We start from the raw sequence: 16,356 nt of genomic DNA, 5'->3' as shown, positions 1-16,356 counted from the left end.
CCTGCGCCGGCTGGCACGCATGCAGGCGCCGGAGGCCTAGCATAACGCGCCGCGACGCATTTGCTATCCCGCAGCTGCGCAGGCCTGCCGGCTCATTCGGCGCCTGTCGCCCCACGGGCACCCACGGCGGCGCGCAGGATGGCCAGGGGACAGCGCGCCCAGATCAGCACAAACACCGCGGCCCTCACGGCAAACCCGTGACCGGCGGCTTCGAATTTGCGGAAATAGCGCCACAGCCCGCGATGTTTGTGCCATTCGACGAATACCGGCCTCGAGCGCGACGACACCCCGCGCACATGCAGCACACGCACATCGTTGGCGCAGGCGACCATTGCCCCGGCCGCACGCGCGCGGCGGCACAGGTCCAGATCTTCCACGTGCAGCCGGTACCCTTCGTCGAAGCCATCGATGCGCAGGAACAGCGCGCGCGGCAGCAGCAGCAGCGCGCCGGACACCGCATCGACGCGTTGCAGCGCCAGCGCAGCATCCGCCGGCACCGCCAGCGACGTGCGCCACGGCGGTCGCAGCATCGCGGAAAACACGGCGTCGCGCCGACGCGCGGCAACGTCGGGCACGCCCGCCTCATTCACCAGATTGGCCCCCAGCAACGCCTGCCCCGCCGGCTCGGCATGTGCAAGCAACCGCAGCAAGCTGTCGGTGTCGAGGAAACAGTCGGGATTGACGAACGCCAGCCACGGCGCGTCGCTGGCCCTCGCGCCCTGGTTGCAGGCCACCGCGAAGCCCGGATTGTCCGGGTTGGCGATGAAGCGCAGTCGCCGATCCCGCAGCGCATGCCGCTGCACGTGTTCCAGCGTGCTGTCCGTCGAGGCGTTGTCCACCACCCGGATCTCGCTGACGCCTGCCGCTGCGCGCAGCCGCGTCAGGCATTCATCGATGGTCTCCTCACTGTTGCAGGACACCACGATGACGGCGATGCCACCGCCGTTCACAACGCGTCCGCAAACAGATCCGCCTGTGGCGGCAGCCGATCCAGCTGCGCCAGTTCGCTGCCCAGCCGCTGCCGCAGTGCGCGCAGCGGATCGTGCATCAGGCAATGGGCGATGCGCGCATGCCAGGCGGGCCAGCGCGCGGACAGCGCATCCATGTCGCCCGGCTGCGGTATTCCTTCCCCATTGCGCAGGACGAAGGTATTCGCGCACAGCACGTTGCGCCCGCCCAGTCCGGCCATGCGCAGTGACAGGTCAATCAGCGCTGCGTACCAGGAGCGATAGCTTGAGGCGTCCAGCCCGCCGGCCTCGACCCGCGCCCGGCCGCGCAACAGCACCGCATGCCCCACTGCCGCCGGCAGCTCGGGATGGGTGTGCGGCAATCTGGCGCAGGCGTCAGACAGGCGCCATGCCGCGATGTCGAGCGCTGCCACTTCGCCGATCCTCGGCCACGACGCCACCTCACCGGCATTGCTCCAGGGCGTGGCGGTCGCGATGCCGGGATCGCCGGCCAGGCAGGCCGCAAGCTGCTCCAACCAGCCGGGGACCGGGCAGGCATCACTGGCAAGCACGGCTACGTCAGCCTCACCGCAGCCGCGTAGTGCTTCATCCAGATGCGCGGCTTCGCCCAATGCTGCTGCACGCCGCGTATGCGCCGCCTGCAGCGGCGTGCACGCCAACCAGCGCTGGATGATGGCCAGGCCGCGCGGCCCCGCCTGGGCATCGTCGGCCAGCCATACCCGCGTGCCGGCAGGGGTGCCGGCATCCAGCGCGGCAAGACACGCGTCAAGCGCATCCTCGTTGGCGCCAACCGGCACCAGCACCACAGGCAGCGGCGCGCCGGGCTGGCTCATTTTTTCGGCTTGTAGATCGGCTCCAGTGCGCGGAAGCGGCGACCGTATTCATCGGTCAGGTTGCGTGCTTCCAACGGATTGCGCACCACCGTGGGCGTAATCAGCACCACCAGCTCGTCGCGGGTCTTGCTGTTGCCTTGCTGGCCGAACAGTCCACCCAGCACCGGAATCCGGCTGAGGCCAGGAATCCCGGTGGACGTGCGTTCCTGACCATCGCTGATCAGGCCTGCAAGCACCACGGTCTCGCCACTGGGCGCCACTGCACTGGTGGTGACCTTGCTGGTGTCGATGCGCACGTTGCCGAACTTGTCCGCAACGCCGGTGGGCTTGCTGACTTCCTGCACGATGTCCAGAAACACCATGCCGTCGCGGGTGATGCGCGGACGCACCTTGAGGATGATGCCGGTGTCCAGGTATTGCACCTGGCTGTAGGTGCCGTTGTCGCCGCCGGTCTGCGGATTGAAGCTGACCGATGCGATCGGAATGCGCTGGCCGACGTTCAACACCGCCTCGCGGTTGTTCTGCGCCATCACCGACGGCGAGGACAGGGTGCGCACGTCGGTGACATTGTCCAGCGCCTGCACGATGGCCGCCGCGCTGCTGCCCATGAAGGTCCAGCTGAGCAGGTTGCCGCCGCCATTGGCCTGCGGCGCGACGCTGCCGGCATGGCTGCCCCAGCTGTTGCGCCCGGTGGGGAAGGGTAGCCCCTTGTCGGCAACGGCATTGTCGAAGAACCAGCTCACGCCGTATTGCAGCGCGCCCTTCAGCGTCACGCTGACCACCTGCGCTTCGATATGCACCTGCATCGGCATCACGTCCAGGCGCTCGATCACCTCGCGGATCGACCTCCACTGCGCGGCGCCTGCGCGCACCAGCAGCGTATTGGTGTCTTCCACCGCCGAGACGCCAACCTCGCTGCCGCCCACTTTCAGGGTGACCCGGCCATTGCCGGATGAAGCCTGCGGCAGACTGCCGCCCTGGCCAAGACCGCCGGTGTCGGTGCCCGACTGTGCGGACCTGGCAGGGTCACCGCCATCGCGCACGTCGCTGGACTGCAGCCCCGGCATCAGCGACGCGGCATCCCGCCCGCCGTCACTGCTGCCGCCGAAGACCTCGGCAAGGCGGTCGGCAAGATCGCGCGCCTTGACGTACTTCAGCTCATAGGAAAACAGGCGACCGTCGCCGCTGCCACCCTCGATGCGGTCGATCCACTGGCGAATTTCGTCCAGATAACCGGGCTGGCTGGTGATCACCATCACCGCATTGGTGGATTCCAGCGGCATGAAGCGGAACATGCCGGCCACCGGGGTCTTGCCCTGCTCGCCGAACACCCGCTCCAGATCCTGCACCACGTCGCTGGCGCGCCCGGACTGCAGCGGGAACACGCCCACCGACATGCTGGCCATCCAGTCCACGTCGAACACCTGGATGGTGTGCAGGTAATTTTCCAGCTCGGCGCGGGTGCCGGCGATGGTGAGCAGGTTGCGCGCGCCATCGACGCTGACGATGGCGCCTTGCCGCGCGTACGGCTTGAGGATCTTCTCCATTTCCGCAGCCGCCACGTAACGCAGCGTCACCACCCGCGACTCGAAACCGCGCGCCAGCGCCGGCGAGCCGGTGCGCGGCACCGCGCCACTCTGCAGCGCCTGGTCGGCCGGCACGATGTTGTAGCGGCCGTCGCTGTACACCATGCGTGCGCCGTTTTGCGCCAGCACCTGGTCGAGCAGGCTGAGCGCACCCGCGGCGCCCACCGGCTTCTGCGTGGCCACCGTCACCGTGCCCTGCACGCCTGGCGCGATGCTGTAGTTCTGGCCCAGCATGTCGCCAAGAATCGCCTTGACCACCGCCTGCAGGGATTCACCTTCGAAATTGAAGCTGGCCTGCCCGCTGCTGGCCAGTGACGGCGGCGGCGTGGCGGCCACCGCCTGGTTGATCTGCACCCCGCTTCCACGCCGGATCACCGGCTGCGGCGCTTCGTTGCCCAGCTCCTGCAGCACGTCCTTGCGAAGATCGCCGCTGCCCGCCTGCGCCTCGGGCGCTGCGCCCACTTGCCCGGCCCGGTGCAGCTGCGGCTGTGGCGCACTGGCGCAAGCCGCCAGCACGCCCAGCAGCAGGGCGACCAGCAGCGGGCGAACGGCGCGAAAGTGGAACGTCCAGTTCATGGCATGCATTTCGGTACTCATCGTGCGGGGCCGGACAGCGGCCGCGTGGGCAGGCTGCCAGTGTTTGAATTCGGGGGTTGCTGCAGCTGTGCGCGCCGCGCCTCGATGCGGCGGCGGATATCGTCCAGATCCACCGGCTGCTCCGCTGCGGCTGCGTCAGTGGCAGCCTGCGCTGCATCCGCCGCTGCATTCGCCGCGTCCGATGCGGCGGCGGCGGGGGCAGCGTCGCGCCGTTCAGGCGGTGGCGCCGCTGCGGCACCGAAGGTGCGCAATTCCAGCGTCATCTGCCCGCCGGCACTCTCGAAGATCGCGCGGCGCGGCTGCACCTCAAGCAGTCGCCAGCCTGCAGCGCCTTCCGGCGCGGTGCCCTCGCGCACGCGCTGCGACTCGCCGCCGGCACTGGGCTGCAGGATCGCCAATCGCACCTGCGGACTGATCAGCACGCCGGTCAGCAGGAAATCCAGCGAGGCGCTGCTCGCCCCAGCGCCGTCTTCGTCGGGGCCGGTGGCCACGAACGCGCGCGGGCGGCGATCCTGGGTGAACAAGGGGCGCGTGGCGGCTTCGGCATATTGCGCAAGCGGCCCGATGCGATCAGGCGTGCGCGGCGCGGGCGGTGGCAATGCCGCTGCCGGCGACGGCGGCGCCGTTTCCACGCGCGCGCCCATGCCCAGCAGGGCAGCCAACCACAGCAGCAGCGCCCAGCCGCACACGGTGGCCAGCAGCCACGTCAGCGCGCCGGCGCGCAGGAACCGCTGCATTCCGCCACGTTCAGCGACCACGTGGACCTCCCGCCGAGGGACGCAGATACCCGTACAGGTTGAAACTCACATCCAGCCCGCCTTCCTGCGGCTGGGCGCTGCCGGGAACCGCGAAATAGCGTTGCGCGGTAATGCCCAGCGCGTCCACGAACAGGTACGGCCGCGCCGATTCCAGCGCATGCAGCACCGCCAGGGTTTCGCCATTGCCGCAGCGCAGGCGCACCTGCACGGCGACCCGGCGGAAGCGGCCAGCCTGGTTGACGTCGCTCAGCGGGGTGCGGTTGACCAGCGCGCAGCCACGACTGCCGGGACTGGCGTCGGCCACCACGGTCTCCAGCTGCTGGATCAGCGCCGCCGTCGCCAATTCGGCAGTCGGTTCGACCAGGAAATCCGGGCCACCGCCGCGTGCATCCAACTCCGCCAGCCGTCGTTCGATTTGCGGGCGCTGCGCCATCAGACTGCGCAGGCGGGCATCACGCTGCTGCAGGTCATCGATGCGGGCTTCGGCCTGTTGCAGCGGCAGGCCGAACAGCGGCCGCACCAGCAGCACGCAAACCAAGCCCAGCACGGCCAGCAGCAAGGCCAGCGCCAGCCAGCGGTCGCGCTCCGCGCGGATCATCGGCCCGGCTCCTGCTGCCCGCTCGCAGGCGCGGCATTGGCGCGACCTGCATGCACCAGCTGCGCCACCAGGGTGAAGCGATCCATGCGCGTGCGCGGGTCCTGCTGCAAGGCACCACTCAGCGCCGGCGAGGCCCACTGCGGCGCGCCTTCCAGCTTGCCCACCAGGGCCGCAGCCTGATTGGACAGGCCGATCAAGGTCAACTGGTCGCCATCGATGGCCAGTTTCTCAAGGTAGGTGCCCTCCGGCAGCCGCTGCGCCAGCGCATCCATGACTTCCACGCTGGAGGCCCGGCCGTTGCGCTGTTCCCGCAGGTAAGCCCCGCCCTCCACCGCGTCCACCAGGCGCTGGCGCTGCAGGTTGATGGCGCGCGCCTGCACCTCGCGCGCGCTCATTCCTGCCTGCAGGGACGTGGCAGCGGCGCTGCGGTTGTCCAGCAGCTGCGCCATGCCGGCGAACAGCGCCAGCAGCGCGACCGCCAGCAGCGCCAGATTCCAGCGACGCCACGGATCACGGGGCGCATGCCGCTGCGCGGGTGGCAGCAGGTTGACCCCAAGCGCCTGTCCGTCCACATCGACGACATCCAGCCCGGCAAGCCGCGCGGCCTGCCCACCCAGGCGGGCATCGATCGCGTCCAGCTGGCGGCGCGGCAGCACCACCAGTTCAACCAGCAGCTGGCCATCCTCGCGCACGTCCAGCACATGCCCGTCGTACAGCACGTCTGCAACGGCAAACGGCGTCTGCCTCTCGATTTCGAAGGTCAGCACCTCGCGCAGGCGCTCTCCCGCTGCGGCCGGCAGCAGCAGGTTGCGACGCAGGCCCAGACTGGCCGGCATCAACAGCCAGCGCGGCAGTTCCCGTGCTTTCTCGCGCAACACCCTGCCCAGCGAATCCTCCGCTGCGGGCAGCGGCAGCGGAAGACTGGCAAGTTCGCGCCGGCGACCGTCGTGGCGGTGCTGCAGGTGCAGCTCTTCGCCGTGGATCTGCAGCAGCAGGCGGTCGCCGGCGGTCGCCAGCAACGGGCGCAGACGCGGCGGCAGGCAGGCGGCCAAGCCGCGGCCCCACCACGCAAGAAAACCGCGCAGGCCGGAACCCGAGCGGTCAAGCATGCTCGCGGGCGTGACGGCCGCGCTCATTTCGCAGCTCCATCCGCCTGCCAGCACAGCGTCGTATAGGTCGAACCCGGCAAACCACTGCTCCCCAATCGCAGAACCACCGAAAGTCGCGCGCTGCGCCCATCGGTGAGTCGGGCACGGCTGTCGATACTATACGTGCCGCTGCCCGACAACGCAGGCGCATCCGGCGCGATCGGCCCGGTTTTTTCCGGCAGCCCCATCGCGGCGCGCACCACCCCATCGGCGAACTCCGCGTCCGGCGCCGCCCGCCCCGAATACACGGTCAAATGCTCGGCCGCGCGCGCATACAGCGCCGGGCGCATGCCCAGCACCTGTTCCAGCTCGGCGACGGTTTCGAACGGCGCATCCTTGGCCCCCCACGCCAGCCCGGCCGCCGCATAGTCGGCGTCCTCGGCGCTGCCTGCCGGCTGCCCCAGGTGATCGGGGTCGCGCCAATCCACAATCGCGGCAGCCAGGCGGCCGGCGGCATCGCGCGGCTCGCCCAGCACCACGAAAAAATCACGCAGCAGCACGTCGGACGCCTGGTTGAGATCGATCTTCGCGGCCTCATCGCGCAACGAGACCTGCACCGGCGTGCCGTCGAGATCGAACCGGTAAGGGCGGCCATCCACCGCCCAGCGCCGTGCCGGATCTGCCGCCAGCAGGCGTGACGTCGCGTACTCGACGCCGGCCCGCGCTGCTTCGCGCGCCACCAGCGCGCGCGCCGCGCCGTTGCCCTGCAATGACTCGACCCGCGCCGTCAGCGCATAGCCGGCAACCAGCCCGCTGAGCAGCAGCACCAGCCACAACACCAGCAGCAGCGCAGCGCCTCGCGAGGCCCTCATTCCGCCCTGCTCCCCGCCAACGCCGGCACGCCGGAGGCCACCGGCAGGCCCACCACCATGTCCGGCCACGCGCCCTGCGCATCGGCAATGCGCACCCGCACCTGCAGCGGCAGGGTGTCGGGCGCGCCCCACTCGGGCCGCCATTCGCCCATCGCTCCGCGCTCGTCCAGCGTCCTGTACGCGAAGTCCACGCGCGCCAGCCCCGTTGCCAGCGGTTCAGGCGGGGTTGCCGCCGGCAATGCCTCGCCACCCTGCACCAGCTGGAAATCCACGTCGAGCCGAACGCTTGTCCCGATGGTCCGCACCTGCAATTCGTGCAGGTGCGGACCACCGCGCCCGAGGTAATCGGGCAGGTCGGCGACAAAGCGCATCGAACGTGCATCGCCCGCAAAGCGCAACGAACGCCCCGATTGCGGGTCGAATGCAAACACGATGCCCTGCGCGCCGCCAATGCGCCGCCGCAGGAAGTCGGACACCGCGCGCATCTGCTCGTTGCGCCGCGCCATCTGTTCACCGCGCTCGCTGGTGGCAACGGCGGCGCGCAGGATGCCGAATCCCAGCGCCAGCGCGGCGGCCAGCAAGGTCACTGCCAGCAGCACTTCCAGCAGGGTGAAGCCGGCGGCGCGGCGGTTCACGGGGCAGCCCCGGACGGTGGCGGTACCGGCAAGCGCAGGCGCAGCGTCGAAACCCGCAGGCGCTGCTGCGGCCCGCCTTCGCCCCACTGCAGCAGAAGCTGCACGTGCAGCAGGCGCGCGGCGAACGGGTCGTCCACGCCTTGCGGATCCTGCGCCTGCGACGGCGCGCGTGGTTCGCGCCAGGGCGTCACGTCCAACCGCCAGCGATAACGGCCGTCTTCCAACGTTCCCTGCCACTGCGCGGGCTGCTGCAACAACGGGTCGTGCTCGTCCAGCAGCGACTGTGCAAGCAGCGCGGCGCGGCCCGCATCGCCCGCCTGCCGCAGCTGCCGGCTGGCACCGGACAGGGTGCCCAGCAGCAAGGTCATGCCCAGCGCGAGGATGGCAAACGCCACGATGATCTCGATCAGGGTGAAACCGCCGGCGTTGGCGGCGCTGCCGCGCGTGCGGCGGCGCATCCGTGTGCCGCGTCCGCTGGCCGGGACGCCGCCGGTGGCCGCGCGCCTGCTCATGGCTGGCCCTGCACCCGATGCAGCCGCACTTCCCCGGTCAGCCAGGCCACATCGACGTCCCAGCCGCCGCCATTGGCCAGCAGCCGCAACCGGCCGCCGGTGGCCGCACCATCCGGGAAGAAGCGCACGGCCCCCTTGCCAGCCTGCGGCTGCACCTCGCGGGCGCCGGTGAAGATGACCTCCCCGGTGTCCGGCAAGCGGCCATGCCGGCCTTTCGCCGCCGTCCACGTGCGGGCGTGCGGCTCGATCACGAACTCCTGCGGCGTGCCGCTGGCGATCGCCACCGCACGGGTGAAGCGCAGCTGCGCAGCAACCTCCTTCGCCGCCGCATGCAGGCGCATGCCGCGCATGCCGCCGCCGAACGCCGCCATCGCCATCACGCTGGCCGCCGCGATCAAGACCAGCACCAGCAGCATTTCCAGCAGCGAGAAGCCGCGCGCCGGCCTGCACATCCGCCCGGAGTCCGTCGGTTATTCGTAGTGGATGTCGGCGTTGACGCTGTCGCCGCCAGGCTTGCCATCGGCGCCCAGGCTGACGAGGTCGAACGGACGTCCATCGCCCGGCACCTTGTACTGCACCGGATGCATCCACGGATCATTCATGTCGCCCTGCTTGGCATACGGGCCCAGCCAGCCGTTCACCCCCGACGGCACCGACACCAGCGCGCCCAACTCCGGCGGCAACGCGCCGGTGTCCATCTGGTATTGCTGCACCTTCTCGGCCAGCGTCTGCAGCTGCGCCTGCGCCAGCTTGACCTTGGCGCGATCGCTGCCGCCCAGGATGCGCGACGCCGCGAACGCCACGATGGCGCCGATCAGCACCACCACCACGATGATCTCGATCAGGGTGAATCCGCGCTGGGCCGCTTTCGGCAGGGAGCGGGGGAAAGGTCGATGGCGCATGGGCAGGGTCCGCGATGAGTCAGGGAAAGGGTGCAACGCCGATTGTCGCCGACTTCCACGCATGCTTCAGCCGACCACGTTGGTGAGGTCGTAGATCGGCGACAGCACCGACAGGATCACCGCCCCCACCACCAGCGCCAGCAGCAGGGTCACCGCCGGCACCAACGCCGCCAGCAGGCGATCCATGGCCACCGAGGTTTCCTGCTCGAAGGTATCGGCGGTCTTCAGCAGCATCGCGTCCAGCGCGCCGGACTCCTCGCCCACCTGGATCATCTGCAGGGCCAGGCGTGGAAAACGCTTGCCCCTGGCCAAGGCCGCCGACAGCCCGATGCCGTTTTTCACTTCTTCGGCCGCCGCATCCACGTCTTCCGCCAACACCCGGTTGTCGAGCACGTTGCGGGCAATCCCAAGCGCCGCCAGCAGCGGCACGCCATTGCGCAGCAGCGTCCCCAGCGTGCGCGCCAAGCGCGCGGTGTCGAGCTTGGCCACCAGCGCGCCGGCCAGCTTGCGCTGCAGCAGCCAGCCGTCGAATTTGCGCATGAACACCGGGTCGCGGCGCTTGCGATCCAGCCCCAGCACCGCCACCAGCGGCAGCGCCAGGATCAGGAGCCACCAGTTGCGCACGAACCCGCCAAGCCCCAGCACCAGCTGCGAGAACCACGGCAGATCGGCGTCCAGGCTGTCGTACATCGCCGCGAACTGCGGCACCACGTACCCCAGCAGAAACAGCAGGGACAGCCCGACCATCGTCAGCAGGATCGCCGGATAGACCAGCGCATTGATCACCCGCGCGCGCAGCGCGCGCGAACGCTCCAGGTAATCGGCCAGACGTTGCAGGGTGTCGTGCAGGCTGCCGCCAGCCTCGCCGGCGCGCACCATGTTCACGTACAGGCGGCCGAACGCGCCGTGCTGGCGCTCCAGCGCTGCCGACAGCGACGCGCCGCCGCGCACCGACTCGCGGATGTCGGCAATCGTGCGCCTCGCCACCTCGTCTTCCGGCAGCTCCAGCAAAATGCCCAGCGCGCGATCCAGCGGCTGCCCGGCACCCAGCAACGTCGATAGCTGCTGGGTGAACTGCACCAGCCGTTGGCCCGCGAACGGCTTCGGCTTGAACAAGGCCCGCCACGCAGGTTCGCCGCCGGCCTCGCTGGCCAGCCGCGCTTCCACCGGCAAGTGGCCCTGCTCCTGCAGGCGCGCCGCCACATCGGCGTCGCTGGCGGCTTCCATCTGCCCGTCCAGCAGCTCGCCGCGCGCATTCAGCGCCTTGTAGCGGTAGATGGGCATCGGCTCAGGCGTCCTCGGTGACGCGCAGCACTTCCTCGATGGTGGTTTCGCCGCGCAGGGCCTTGGCGATACCGACTTCGTACATGGTCAGCATGCCGGCCTGGCGCGCGAGTTTCTCGATCTCGTCCATGCCCGCATGGCGCATCACCGCGCGCCGGATGTCGTCGTCGATGACCAGCAGTTCCATGATGGTGGTGCGACCCAGATAGCCGGTGGGCGACAGCGCCGACGGCTTCGCGCGATGCAGGAAAATCTCGCCCTGCGGCTGGAACCGGCGCAGGTTGAATTTCTCGATTTCCTCCGGCGATGCCGGATATTTCTCGGCATGCACCGGCTCCAGACGGCGCACCAGCCGCTGTGCCACGATGCCGTTGACGGTGGAGGTGAGCAGGTAATCCTCGACGCCCATGTCGAGCAGGCGGGTGATGCCGCCGGCGGCGTTGTTGGTGTGCAGCGTGCTCAGCACCAGGTGGCCGGTGAGCGCCGACTGGATCGCGATGCGCGCGGTTTCCAGGTCGCGCATTTCACCGATCATGATGATGTCCGGATCCTGGCGGACGATGCTGCGCAGCGCGTTGGCGAAATCCAGCCCGATCTGCGGCTTGGCCTGAATCTGGTTGATGCCCTCGATCTGGTATTCCACCGGGTCTTCGACGGTGATGATCTTGACCTTCGGCGTGTTGAGCTTCGACAACGCCGTGTACAGCGTGGTGGTCTTGCCGGAACCGGTGGGGCCGGTGACCAGCAGGATGCCGTGCGGCTGTTCCAGCACTTTCTGGAAGCGCGGCATGAAGCCATCGCCGAAGCCCAGCCGGGCGAAGTCCAGCACCACGGTTTCGCGATCCAGCAGGCGCATCACCACCGATTCGCCATGCGCGGTGGGCACCGTGCTGACGCGCAGGTCCAGTTCCTTGCCCTGCACGCGCATGACGATGCGGCCGTCCTGCGGCAGGCGACGCTCGGCGATGTTGAGCCGGGCCATGATCTTGACGCGGCTGATGATCGCGGCGGTCAGGCTGGCCGGCGGGCTTTCGCCTTCCTCCAGCACGCCATCGATGCGGTAGCGCACCTTCAGCCGGGTTTCGAACGGCTCGATGTGGATGTCCGAAGCACGCAATTCCACCGCGCGCTGGATCACCAGGTTCACCAGCCGGATCACCGGCGCTTCCGACGCCAGGTCGCGCAGATGCTCGACGTCGTCGAGGCTTTCCGCGCCTTCCGCGCCATCGACGATGCCTTCCATCGCGCTGCGGCCCTGGCCGTGCCAGCGTTCGATCAATTCGTCGATCTCGCTGCGCAATGCCACCGCCGCACGCGCCTCGCGGCCACTGGCAAGACGCACTGCGTCGAGCACATAGGCATCTTGCGGATCCGCCAGCAGCACGTCCACGCCGGCGGCATCGGCCGCAACCGCAACCACGTGGAACTGCTTCATGAACTTGACGCTCAGCGCCACCTCGTCCGGCGGCAGTTCCGGCACGTCGCGCGCGCTGCGCAGCGGCAGGTTCAGCGCGCTGGCACAGGCCTCGGCGTGGTCGCGCTCGGACACCAGCCCCAGCCGCGCCAACAGCAGCAGCAGCCCGCCGCCGTCCTGCTCCTGCAGCTTGCGCGCCCGCGCCAGATCGACGTCCTTCAGCTTGCCGCGCGCCAACAGCAGCGCAGCAATGCGCTCTTCCGCGTCGTCGACATCGGGCAGGGTCTGACTGGCGACTGCATTCACGCGCAACACTCCATTGGTTCCCCGCAGACTTTACCAGCCTGCAGGGACGAACCCGGGCGAGACATCACCCGGCAACTCGCAGAGGCTCCTCAGCCTAGCCAGACCCGCGCGTTGCGGAACATGCGCTGCCACGGCGACTGCTCCGGCCAGTCGGCCGGGGCCCAGCTGAAATTGGCGGTGCGCAGCGTGCGCTCGGGATGCGGCATCAGCAGGGTGGCGCGGCCATCGCGGCTGGCGACGCCGGCAATGCCGTCCGGCGAACCGTTCGGATTGGCCGGGTACGCCTTGGCGATGGCGCCGCCCTCCACGTAGCGCGCGACCACGTCAACGGCGCTCTGGTCGATGCCGTTGGCAAACACCGCGCGCCCCTCGCCGTGGGCCACCGCCACCGGAATGCGCGAACCGGCCATGCCGCGCAGCAGGATCGACGGCGACTGCCCGATTTCCAGCAGCGCCAGCCGCGCTTCGTACTGCTCGCTGGCATTGCGCTGGAAGGTGGGCCAGTGCTCGGCGCCGGGGATGATGTCGCGCAGCTGCGCCATCATCTGGCAGCCATTGCAGATGCCCAGCGAGAAGCGATCATCGCGGGCGAAGAACGCGGCGAACATGTCGCGCAACGCCGCGCGCTCCAGGATCGACGTGGCCCAGCCGCGGCCCGCACCCAGCACGTCGCCGTAGCTGAAGCCGCCGCAGGCCACGAAGCCGTGGAAGTCGGCAAGGTCGAAGCGTCCCGCGACCAGGTCGCTCATGTGCACGTCGAACGCGTCGAAGCCGGCGCGGTCAAACGCATACGCCGTCTCGATCTGGCTGTTGACGCCCTGCTCGCGCAGGATCGCCACCGTCGGGCGCGCGCCGGTCGAGATGTACGGCAGGGCGACGTCTTCGGCAGCATCAAAGGTCAGCAGCGGGGCCAGGCCCGGCGCATCGAAGCGACGCACGGACTCGCGCTCGCTGTCGGCGCAATCGGGGTTGTCGCGCAGCTTCTGCATCGCGTGGGTGACCGCCCACCAGGCGTCGAACAAGTCCTCCCAGCGCCACTGCACCAGCGTTTCATCGGCATCACTGATGCGGATGAGCGGGGCGGTGGTCGGCCTGGCGATGCGCTGCGCGCATTCGATCAAGCCATGCTGCGCCACCAGGTCGGCAAAGGCGGCGCGCTCGTCCACCGAGACCTGCACCACCGCGCCCAGCTCCTCGTTGAACAGCACGCGCAGCGGGTCGCCGGTGCGGCCATCGCCCCAGCCATCGAGGCGGATGTCCAGGCCCAGGTGCGAGGTGAAGGCCATCTCGCACAGCGCGGAAAACACGCCACCATCGGAACGATCGTGATAGGCCAGCAGCATGCCCGCCTCGCGGGCGTCGCGAATCAACTCGAACAGCGCGCGCAGGCGCTGCGGATCATCCAGGTCGGGGGCATCGCCGCCGAACGCCGGCAGTGCGCCGCCGTTGCCGGCGTCCGGGAAACATTGCGACAACACCGAGCCGCCCATGCGCTGGCGGCCGCCACCCAAGCCGATCAGCCACAGCTCGGACTCCACGTCGCGCCGCAGCAGCGGGGTGAGCTGCCGGCGCACATCGACCACCGGCGCAAACGCGGTCACCACCAGCGACACCGGCGATACCGATGCCTGCGCCGCGCCATCGACCTGCCACTGCGCCTGCATCGACAGCGAATCCTTGCCCACCGGGATGCTCAGCTCCAGCGCCGGGCACAGCTCCATGCCCACTGCCTTGACTGCATCGAACAGGCGCGCGTCTTCGCCGGAATGGCCAGCCGCCGCCATCCAGTTGGCCGACAGCTTGATCCGGTTGAGAAACTCCACCGGCGCTGCCATCAAATTGGTGATCGCCTCGCCCACCGCCATGCGCGCCGAAGCCGCCGCATCCAGCAGTGCCAGCGGCGTGCGCTCGCCAATCGCCATCGCCTCGCCGGTAAAGCCGTCGAAGCCGCTCAGCGTGATCGCGCAATCGGCCACCGGCATCTGCCACGGCCCCACCATCTGGTCGCGGGCGGTCAGGCCACCGACGCTGCGGTCGCCAATGGTGACCAGGAAGGATTTGGCGGCCACGGTGGGATGCGCCAGCACGCGCAGCCCCGCTTCGCGCAGATCCAGCGCATCCGTGTCGGCCTCGGGCCAGCGCGGCGGCGCGGGATGCGCGGTGTCGCGATGCATCTTCGGCGCCTTGCCGAACAGCACGTCCATCGGCAGGTCGATGGCGGGGGGCTGGCCGTCGTAACCCGCGCGCAGGTGTTCCTCTGCGGTCGCCACGCCGACCACCGCGAACGGGCAGCGCTCGCGCGCGCACAGCGCGGCGATGTCATCCACCCGCGACTGCTGCACGCCCAGCACGTAGCGCTCCTGCGATTCGTTGCACCACAGCTGCATCGGCGACAGCGACGGGTCGTCCTTCGGCACCTTGCCGAGGTCGATGATGCCGCCCACGCCGGAGTCGTGCAGCAGCTCGGGAATCGCGTTCGACAAGCCGCCGGCGCCCACGTCGTGGATGCACAGGATCGGGTTGTCGGTGCCCATCGCCACGCAGCGGTCGATCACTTCCTGCGCGCGCCGCTCCATTTCCGGGTTGTCGCGCTGCACGGACGCGAAATCGAGCTCTTCGGCCACGTCGCCCGACGCCACCGAGCTGGCTGCGCCGCCGCCCAGGCCGATCAGCATGGCCGGCCCGCCCAGCACGATCACCGCGTCGCCGTCCGCCAACCGCAGCTTCTCCACCTGCACGCGATCCATCGCCCCCAGGCCGCCTGCCAGCATGATCGGCTTGTCGTAGGCGCGCGTCAGGCCGTCGCTTTCGGGCAGCTCGAAGCTGCGGAAATAGCCGGTCAAGTTGGGCCGGCCGAATTCATTGTTGAACGCCGCCGCGCCCAGCGGAGCGTCGCGCATGATCTCGAACGCGCTGGCCATGCGCGGGTTCAAGCTGCGCACGCCCTCCCACGGCTGCGGCAGGGTCGGGATGCGCAAATGGCTGACCGAGAACCCGCACAGACCGGCTTTGGGGCGGCCACCGCGACCGGTGGCACCTTCATCGCGAATCTCGCCGCCAGCACCGGTGGACGCACCCGGGAATGGCGCGATCGCGGTGGGATGGTTATGCGTCTCGACCTTGATGCAGAACGCCGACTCGGTGACCGGTTCGCTGCGGTAACGCTGCGTCGAGGGCTCCGGGCGCCAGCGCGAAGCGGCGTACCCCTCCACCACCGCCGCGTTGTCGCTGTACGCCGACAGCGTGTGCTCGGGCGTGGTGGCGTGGGTGTGCTTGATCATCTTGAACAGCGAGGTGGGCTGTTCGCGGCCGTCAATCGTCCACGACGCGTTGAAGATCTTGTGCCGGCAATGTTCGGAATTGGCCTGCGCGAACATCATCAGTTCGACGTCGTGCGGATCACGCCCCAGCTCGGCGTAACGCGCGCGCAGGTAGTCGATTTCGTCCTCCGCCAGCGCCAGCCCCAGCCGCGCATTGGCAGCTTCCAGCTGCGCCAGCGGAATCACTTCCACCGCGCCCGCCGGTTGCGCGGAAAACAACGCCGCGCCAGCGTCGCGCGAGTCCAGCAGCGACTGCGTCATCGGGTCGAACAGCAGGCGGCCCAGCGCGCCCTGCGCTGCGGCGTCCTGCGGCCAACCCAGCAGGTCGATGCGCATGCCGCGCTCGACCCGCCTGACCGGCAGGCCCGCGCCGCGCAGCAGTTCGGTGGCCTTGCTGGCCCAGGGCGACAGCGTGCCCAGGCGCGGCACCACATAGCGGGTCACCGCGCCGGCGGCGGCGGTGGCGAACCCCGCCTCGGCTTGCAGAATGCGGCACAGGGCCGCCATGTCGGGCGCAGTGCCGGGCTCCGGGTCAATCCAGTACGCATGCCAGGCGGCGGCGATGCGCAGGCCAGGCAGCAGACTCTGGAGACGGGTTTGCAGGCGGTCGTGGCGGAACGGCGACAGGGCGGGCGCGCCCTCGAGGACGATCATGTCCGGCAGCACTTGGGAACGGCCCATTA

Annotated in this window: 14 protein-coding genes; all 14 read right to left on the bottom strand. The window is 69.5% G+C overall.

The features are described from left to right. Positions 1-92: 92 nt before the first annotated feature. The 14 genes from LIW09_RS01470 to purL all read right to left on the bottom strand — a co-directional run bounded on the left by LIW09_RS01470 (position 93) and on the right by purL (position 16,327). Complete coding sequence (locus LIW09_RS01470; RefSeq protein WP_256646223.1) at positions 93-950, bottom strand: glycosyltransferase family 2 protein; 858 nt, start codon at positions 948-950, stop codon at positions 93-95. Next, positions 947-1,801, bottom strand: a complete 855-nt coding sequence (locus LIW09_RS01465; RefSeq protein ID WP_256646222.1) for a glycosyltransferase family A protein — start codon at positions 1,799-1,801, stop codon at positions 947-949. Before LIW09_RS01465 ends, LIW09_RS01470 begins: the two co-directional genes overlap by 4 nt. Next, positions 1,798-3,963: a type II secretion system secretin GspD gene (gene gspD / locus LIW09_RS01460; RefSeq protein WP_256646221.1), complete on the bottom strand. Its 2,166-nt coding sequence runs from the start codon at positions 3,961-3,963 to the stop codon at positions 1,798-1,800. The genes LIW09_RS01465 and gspD overlap by 4 nt, the downstream gene beginning before the upstream one ends. A 17-nt stretch (positions 3,964-3,980) precedes the next feature. Continuing rightward, positions 3,981-4,742 carry a general secretion pathway protein GspN gene (locus LIW09_RS01455; protein ID WP_256646220.1) on the bottom strand — a complete coding sequence of 254 codons (762 nt, stop codon included), beginning with the start codon at positions 4,740-4,742 and terminating at the stop codon, positions 3,981-3,983. Further along, a complete protein-coding gene (gspM, locus tag LIW09_RS01450) occupies positions 4,732-5,340 on the bottom strand; it encodes a type II secretion system protein GspM (RefSeq protein WP_256646219.1) in 609 nt (202 codons plus the stop codon). Before gspM ends, LIW09_RS01455 begins: the two co-directional genes overlap by 11 nt. After that, the gene (locus tag LIW09_RS01445; protein ID WP_256646218.1) at positions 5,337-6,476 is read right to left on the bottom strand and encodes a PilN domain-containing protein; all 1,140 of its coding nucleotides are present in this window, start codon (positions 6,474-6,476) and stop codon (positions 5,337-5,339) included. The genes gspM and LIW09_RS01445 overlap by 4 nt, the downstream gene beginning before the upstream one ends. Continuing rightward, positions 6,473-7,300, bottom strand: coding sequence for a type II secretion system minor pseudopilin (locus tag LIW09_RS01440; RefSeq protein ID WP_256646217.1), 828 nt, complete (start codon positions 7,298-7,300; stop codon positions 6,473-6,475). Before LIW09_RS01440 ends, LIW09_RS01445 begins: the two co-directional genes overlap by 4 nt. After that, positions 7,297-7,935 carry a prepilin-type N-terminal cleavage/methylation domain-containing protein gene (locus LIW09_RS01435; RefSeq protein WP_256646216.1) on the bottom strand — a complete coding sequence of 213 codons (639 nt, stop codon included), beginning with the start codon at positions 7,933-7,935 and terminating at the stop codon, positions 7,297-7,299. The genes LIW09_RS01440 and LIW09_RS01435 overlap by 4 nt, the downstream gene beginning before the upstream one ends. Beyond that, a complete protein-coding gene (locus tag LIW09_RS01430) occupies positions 7,932-8,393 on the bottom strand; it encodes a type II secretion system protein (protein ID WP_256647111.1) in 462 nt (153 codons plus the stop codon). Before LIW09_RS01430 ends, LIW09_RS01435 begins: the two co-directional genes overlap by 4 nt. Before the next feature lie 50 nt (positions 8,394-8,443). After that, on the bottom strand, positions 8,444-8,899 hold the full coding sequence (gene xpsH / locus LIW09_RS01425) for a type II secretion system protein XpsH (RefSeq protein WP_256646215.1): 456 nt from the start codon (positions 8,897-8,899) through the stop codon (positions 8,444-8,446). An 18-nt stretch (positions 8,900-8,917) separates the two neighbouring features. Further along, entirely contained in the window at positions 8,918-9,349 is a 432-nt protein-coding gene (gene gspG, locus LIW09_RS01420; protein WP_256646214.1) for a type II secretion system major pseudopilin GspG, read from the bottom strand. Between the two features lie 66 nt (positions 9,350-9,415). Next, on the bottom strand, positions 9,416-10,633 hold the full coding sequence (gene xpsF / locus LIW09_RS01415; protein WP_256646213.1) for a type II secretion system protein XpsF: 1,218 nt from the start codon (positions 10,631-10,633) through the stop codon (positions 9,416-9,418). Between the two features lie 4 nt (positions 10,634-10,637). Beyond that, positions 10,638-12,353, bottom strand: a complete 1,716-nt coding sequence (gene gspE, locus LIW09_RS01410; protein ID WP_256646212.1) for a type II secretion system ATPase GspE — start codon at positions 12,351-12,353, stop codon at positions 10,638-10,640. Between the two features lie 89 nt (positions 12,354-12,442). Beyond that, positions 12,443-16,327 carry a phosphoribosylformylglycinamidine synthase gene (gene purL, locus LIW09_RS01405; protein ID WP_256647110.1) on the bottom strand — a complete coding sequence of 1,295 codons (3,885 nt, stop codon included), beginning with the start codon at positions 16,325-16,327 and terminating at the stop codon, positions 12,443-12,445. Between the last annotated feature and the right edge of the window lie 29 nt (positions 16,328-16,356).

The organism is Thermomonas paludicola, from assembly GCF_024498955.1.
GTDB classification, from domain to species: Bacteria; Pseudomonadota; Gammaproteobacteria; order Xanthomonadales; family Xanthomonadaceae; genus Thermomonas; species Thermomonas paludicola.
Note: the sequence above shows the minus strand (reverse complement) of the source record. Positions and strands in the feature narration are given on the sequence as shown.

Coding starts and splice junctions, on each gene's coding strand:
- LIW09_RS01465 (WP_256646222.1), bottom strand. CDS start 1,801: ATGAGCCAGCCCGGCGCGCCGCTGCCTGTGGTGCTGGTGCCGGTTGGC.
- gspD (WP_256646221.1), bottom strand. CDS start 3,963: ATGAACTGGACGTTCCACTTTCGCGCCGTTCGCCCGCTGCTGGTCGCC.
- gspM (WP_256646219.1), bottom strand. CDS start 5,340: ATGATCCGCGCGGAGCGCGACCGCTGGCTGGCGCTGGCCTTGCTGCTG.
- LIW09_RS01445 (WP_256646218.1), bottom strand. CDS start 6,476: ATGAGCGCGGCCGTCACGCCCGCGAGCATGCTTGACCGCTCGGGTTCC.
- LIW09_RS01440 (WP_256646217.1), bottom strand. CDS start 7,300: ATGAGGGCCTCGCGAGGCGCTGCGCTGCTGCTGGTGTTGTGGCTGGTG.
- LIW09_RS01430 (WP_256647111.1), bottom strand. CDS start 8,393: ATGCGCCGCCGCACGCGCGGCAGCGCCGCCAACGCCGGCGGTTTCACC.
- xpsH (WP_256646215.1), bottom strand. CDS start 8,899: ATGTGCAGGCCGGCGCGCGGCTTCTCGCTGCTGGAAATGCTGCTGGTG.
- gspG (WP_256646214.1), bottom strand. CDS start 9,349: ATGCGCCATCGACCTTTCCCCCGCTCCCTGCCGAAAGCGGCCCAGCGC.
- xpsF (WP_256646213.1), bottom strand. CDS start 10,633: ATGCCCATCTACCGCTACAAGGCGCTGAATGCGCGCGGCGAGCTGCTG.
- purL (WP_256647110.1), bottom strand. CDS start 16,327: ATGATCGTCCTCGAGGGCGCGCCCGCCCTGTCGCCGTTCCGCCACGAC.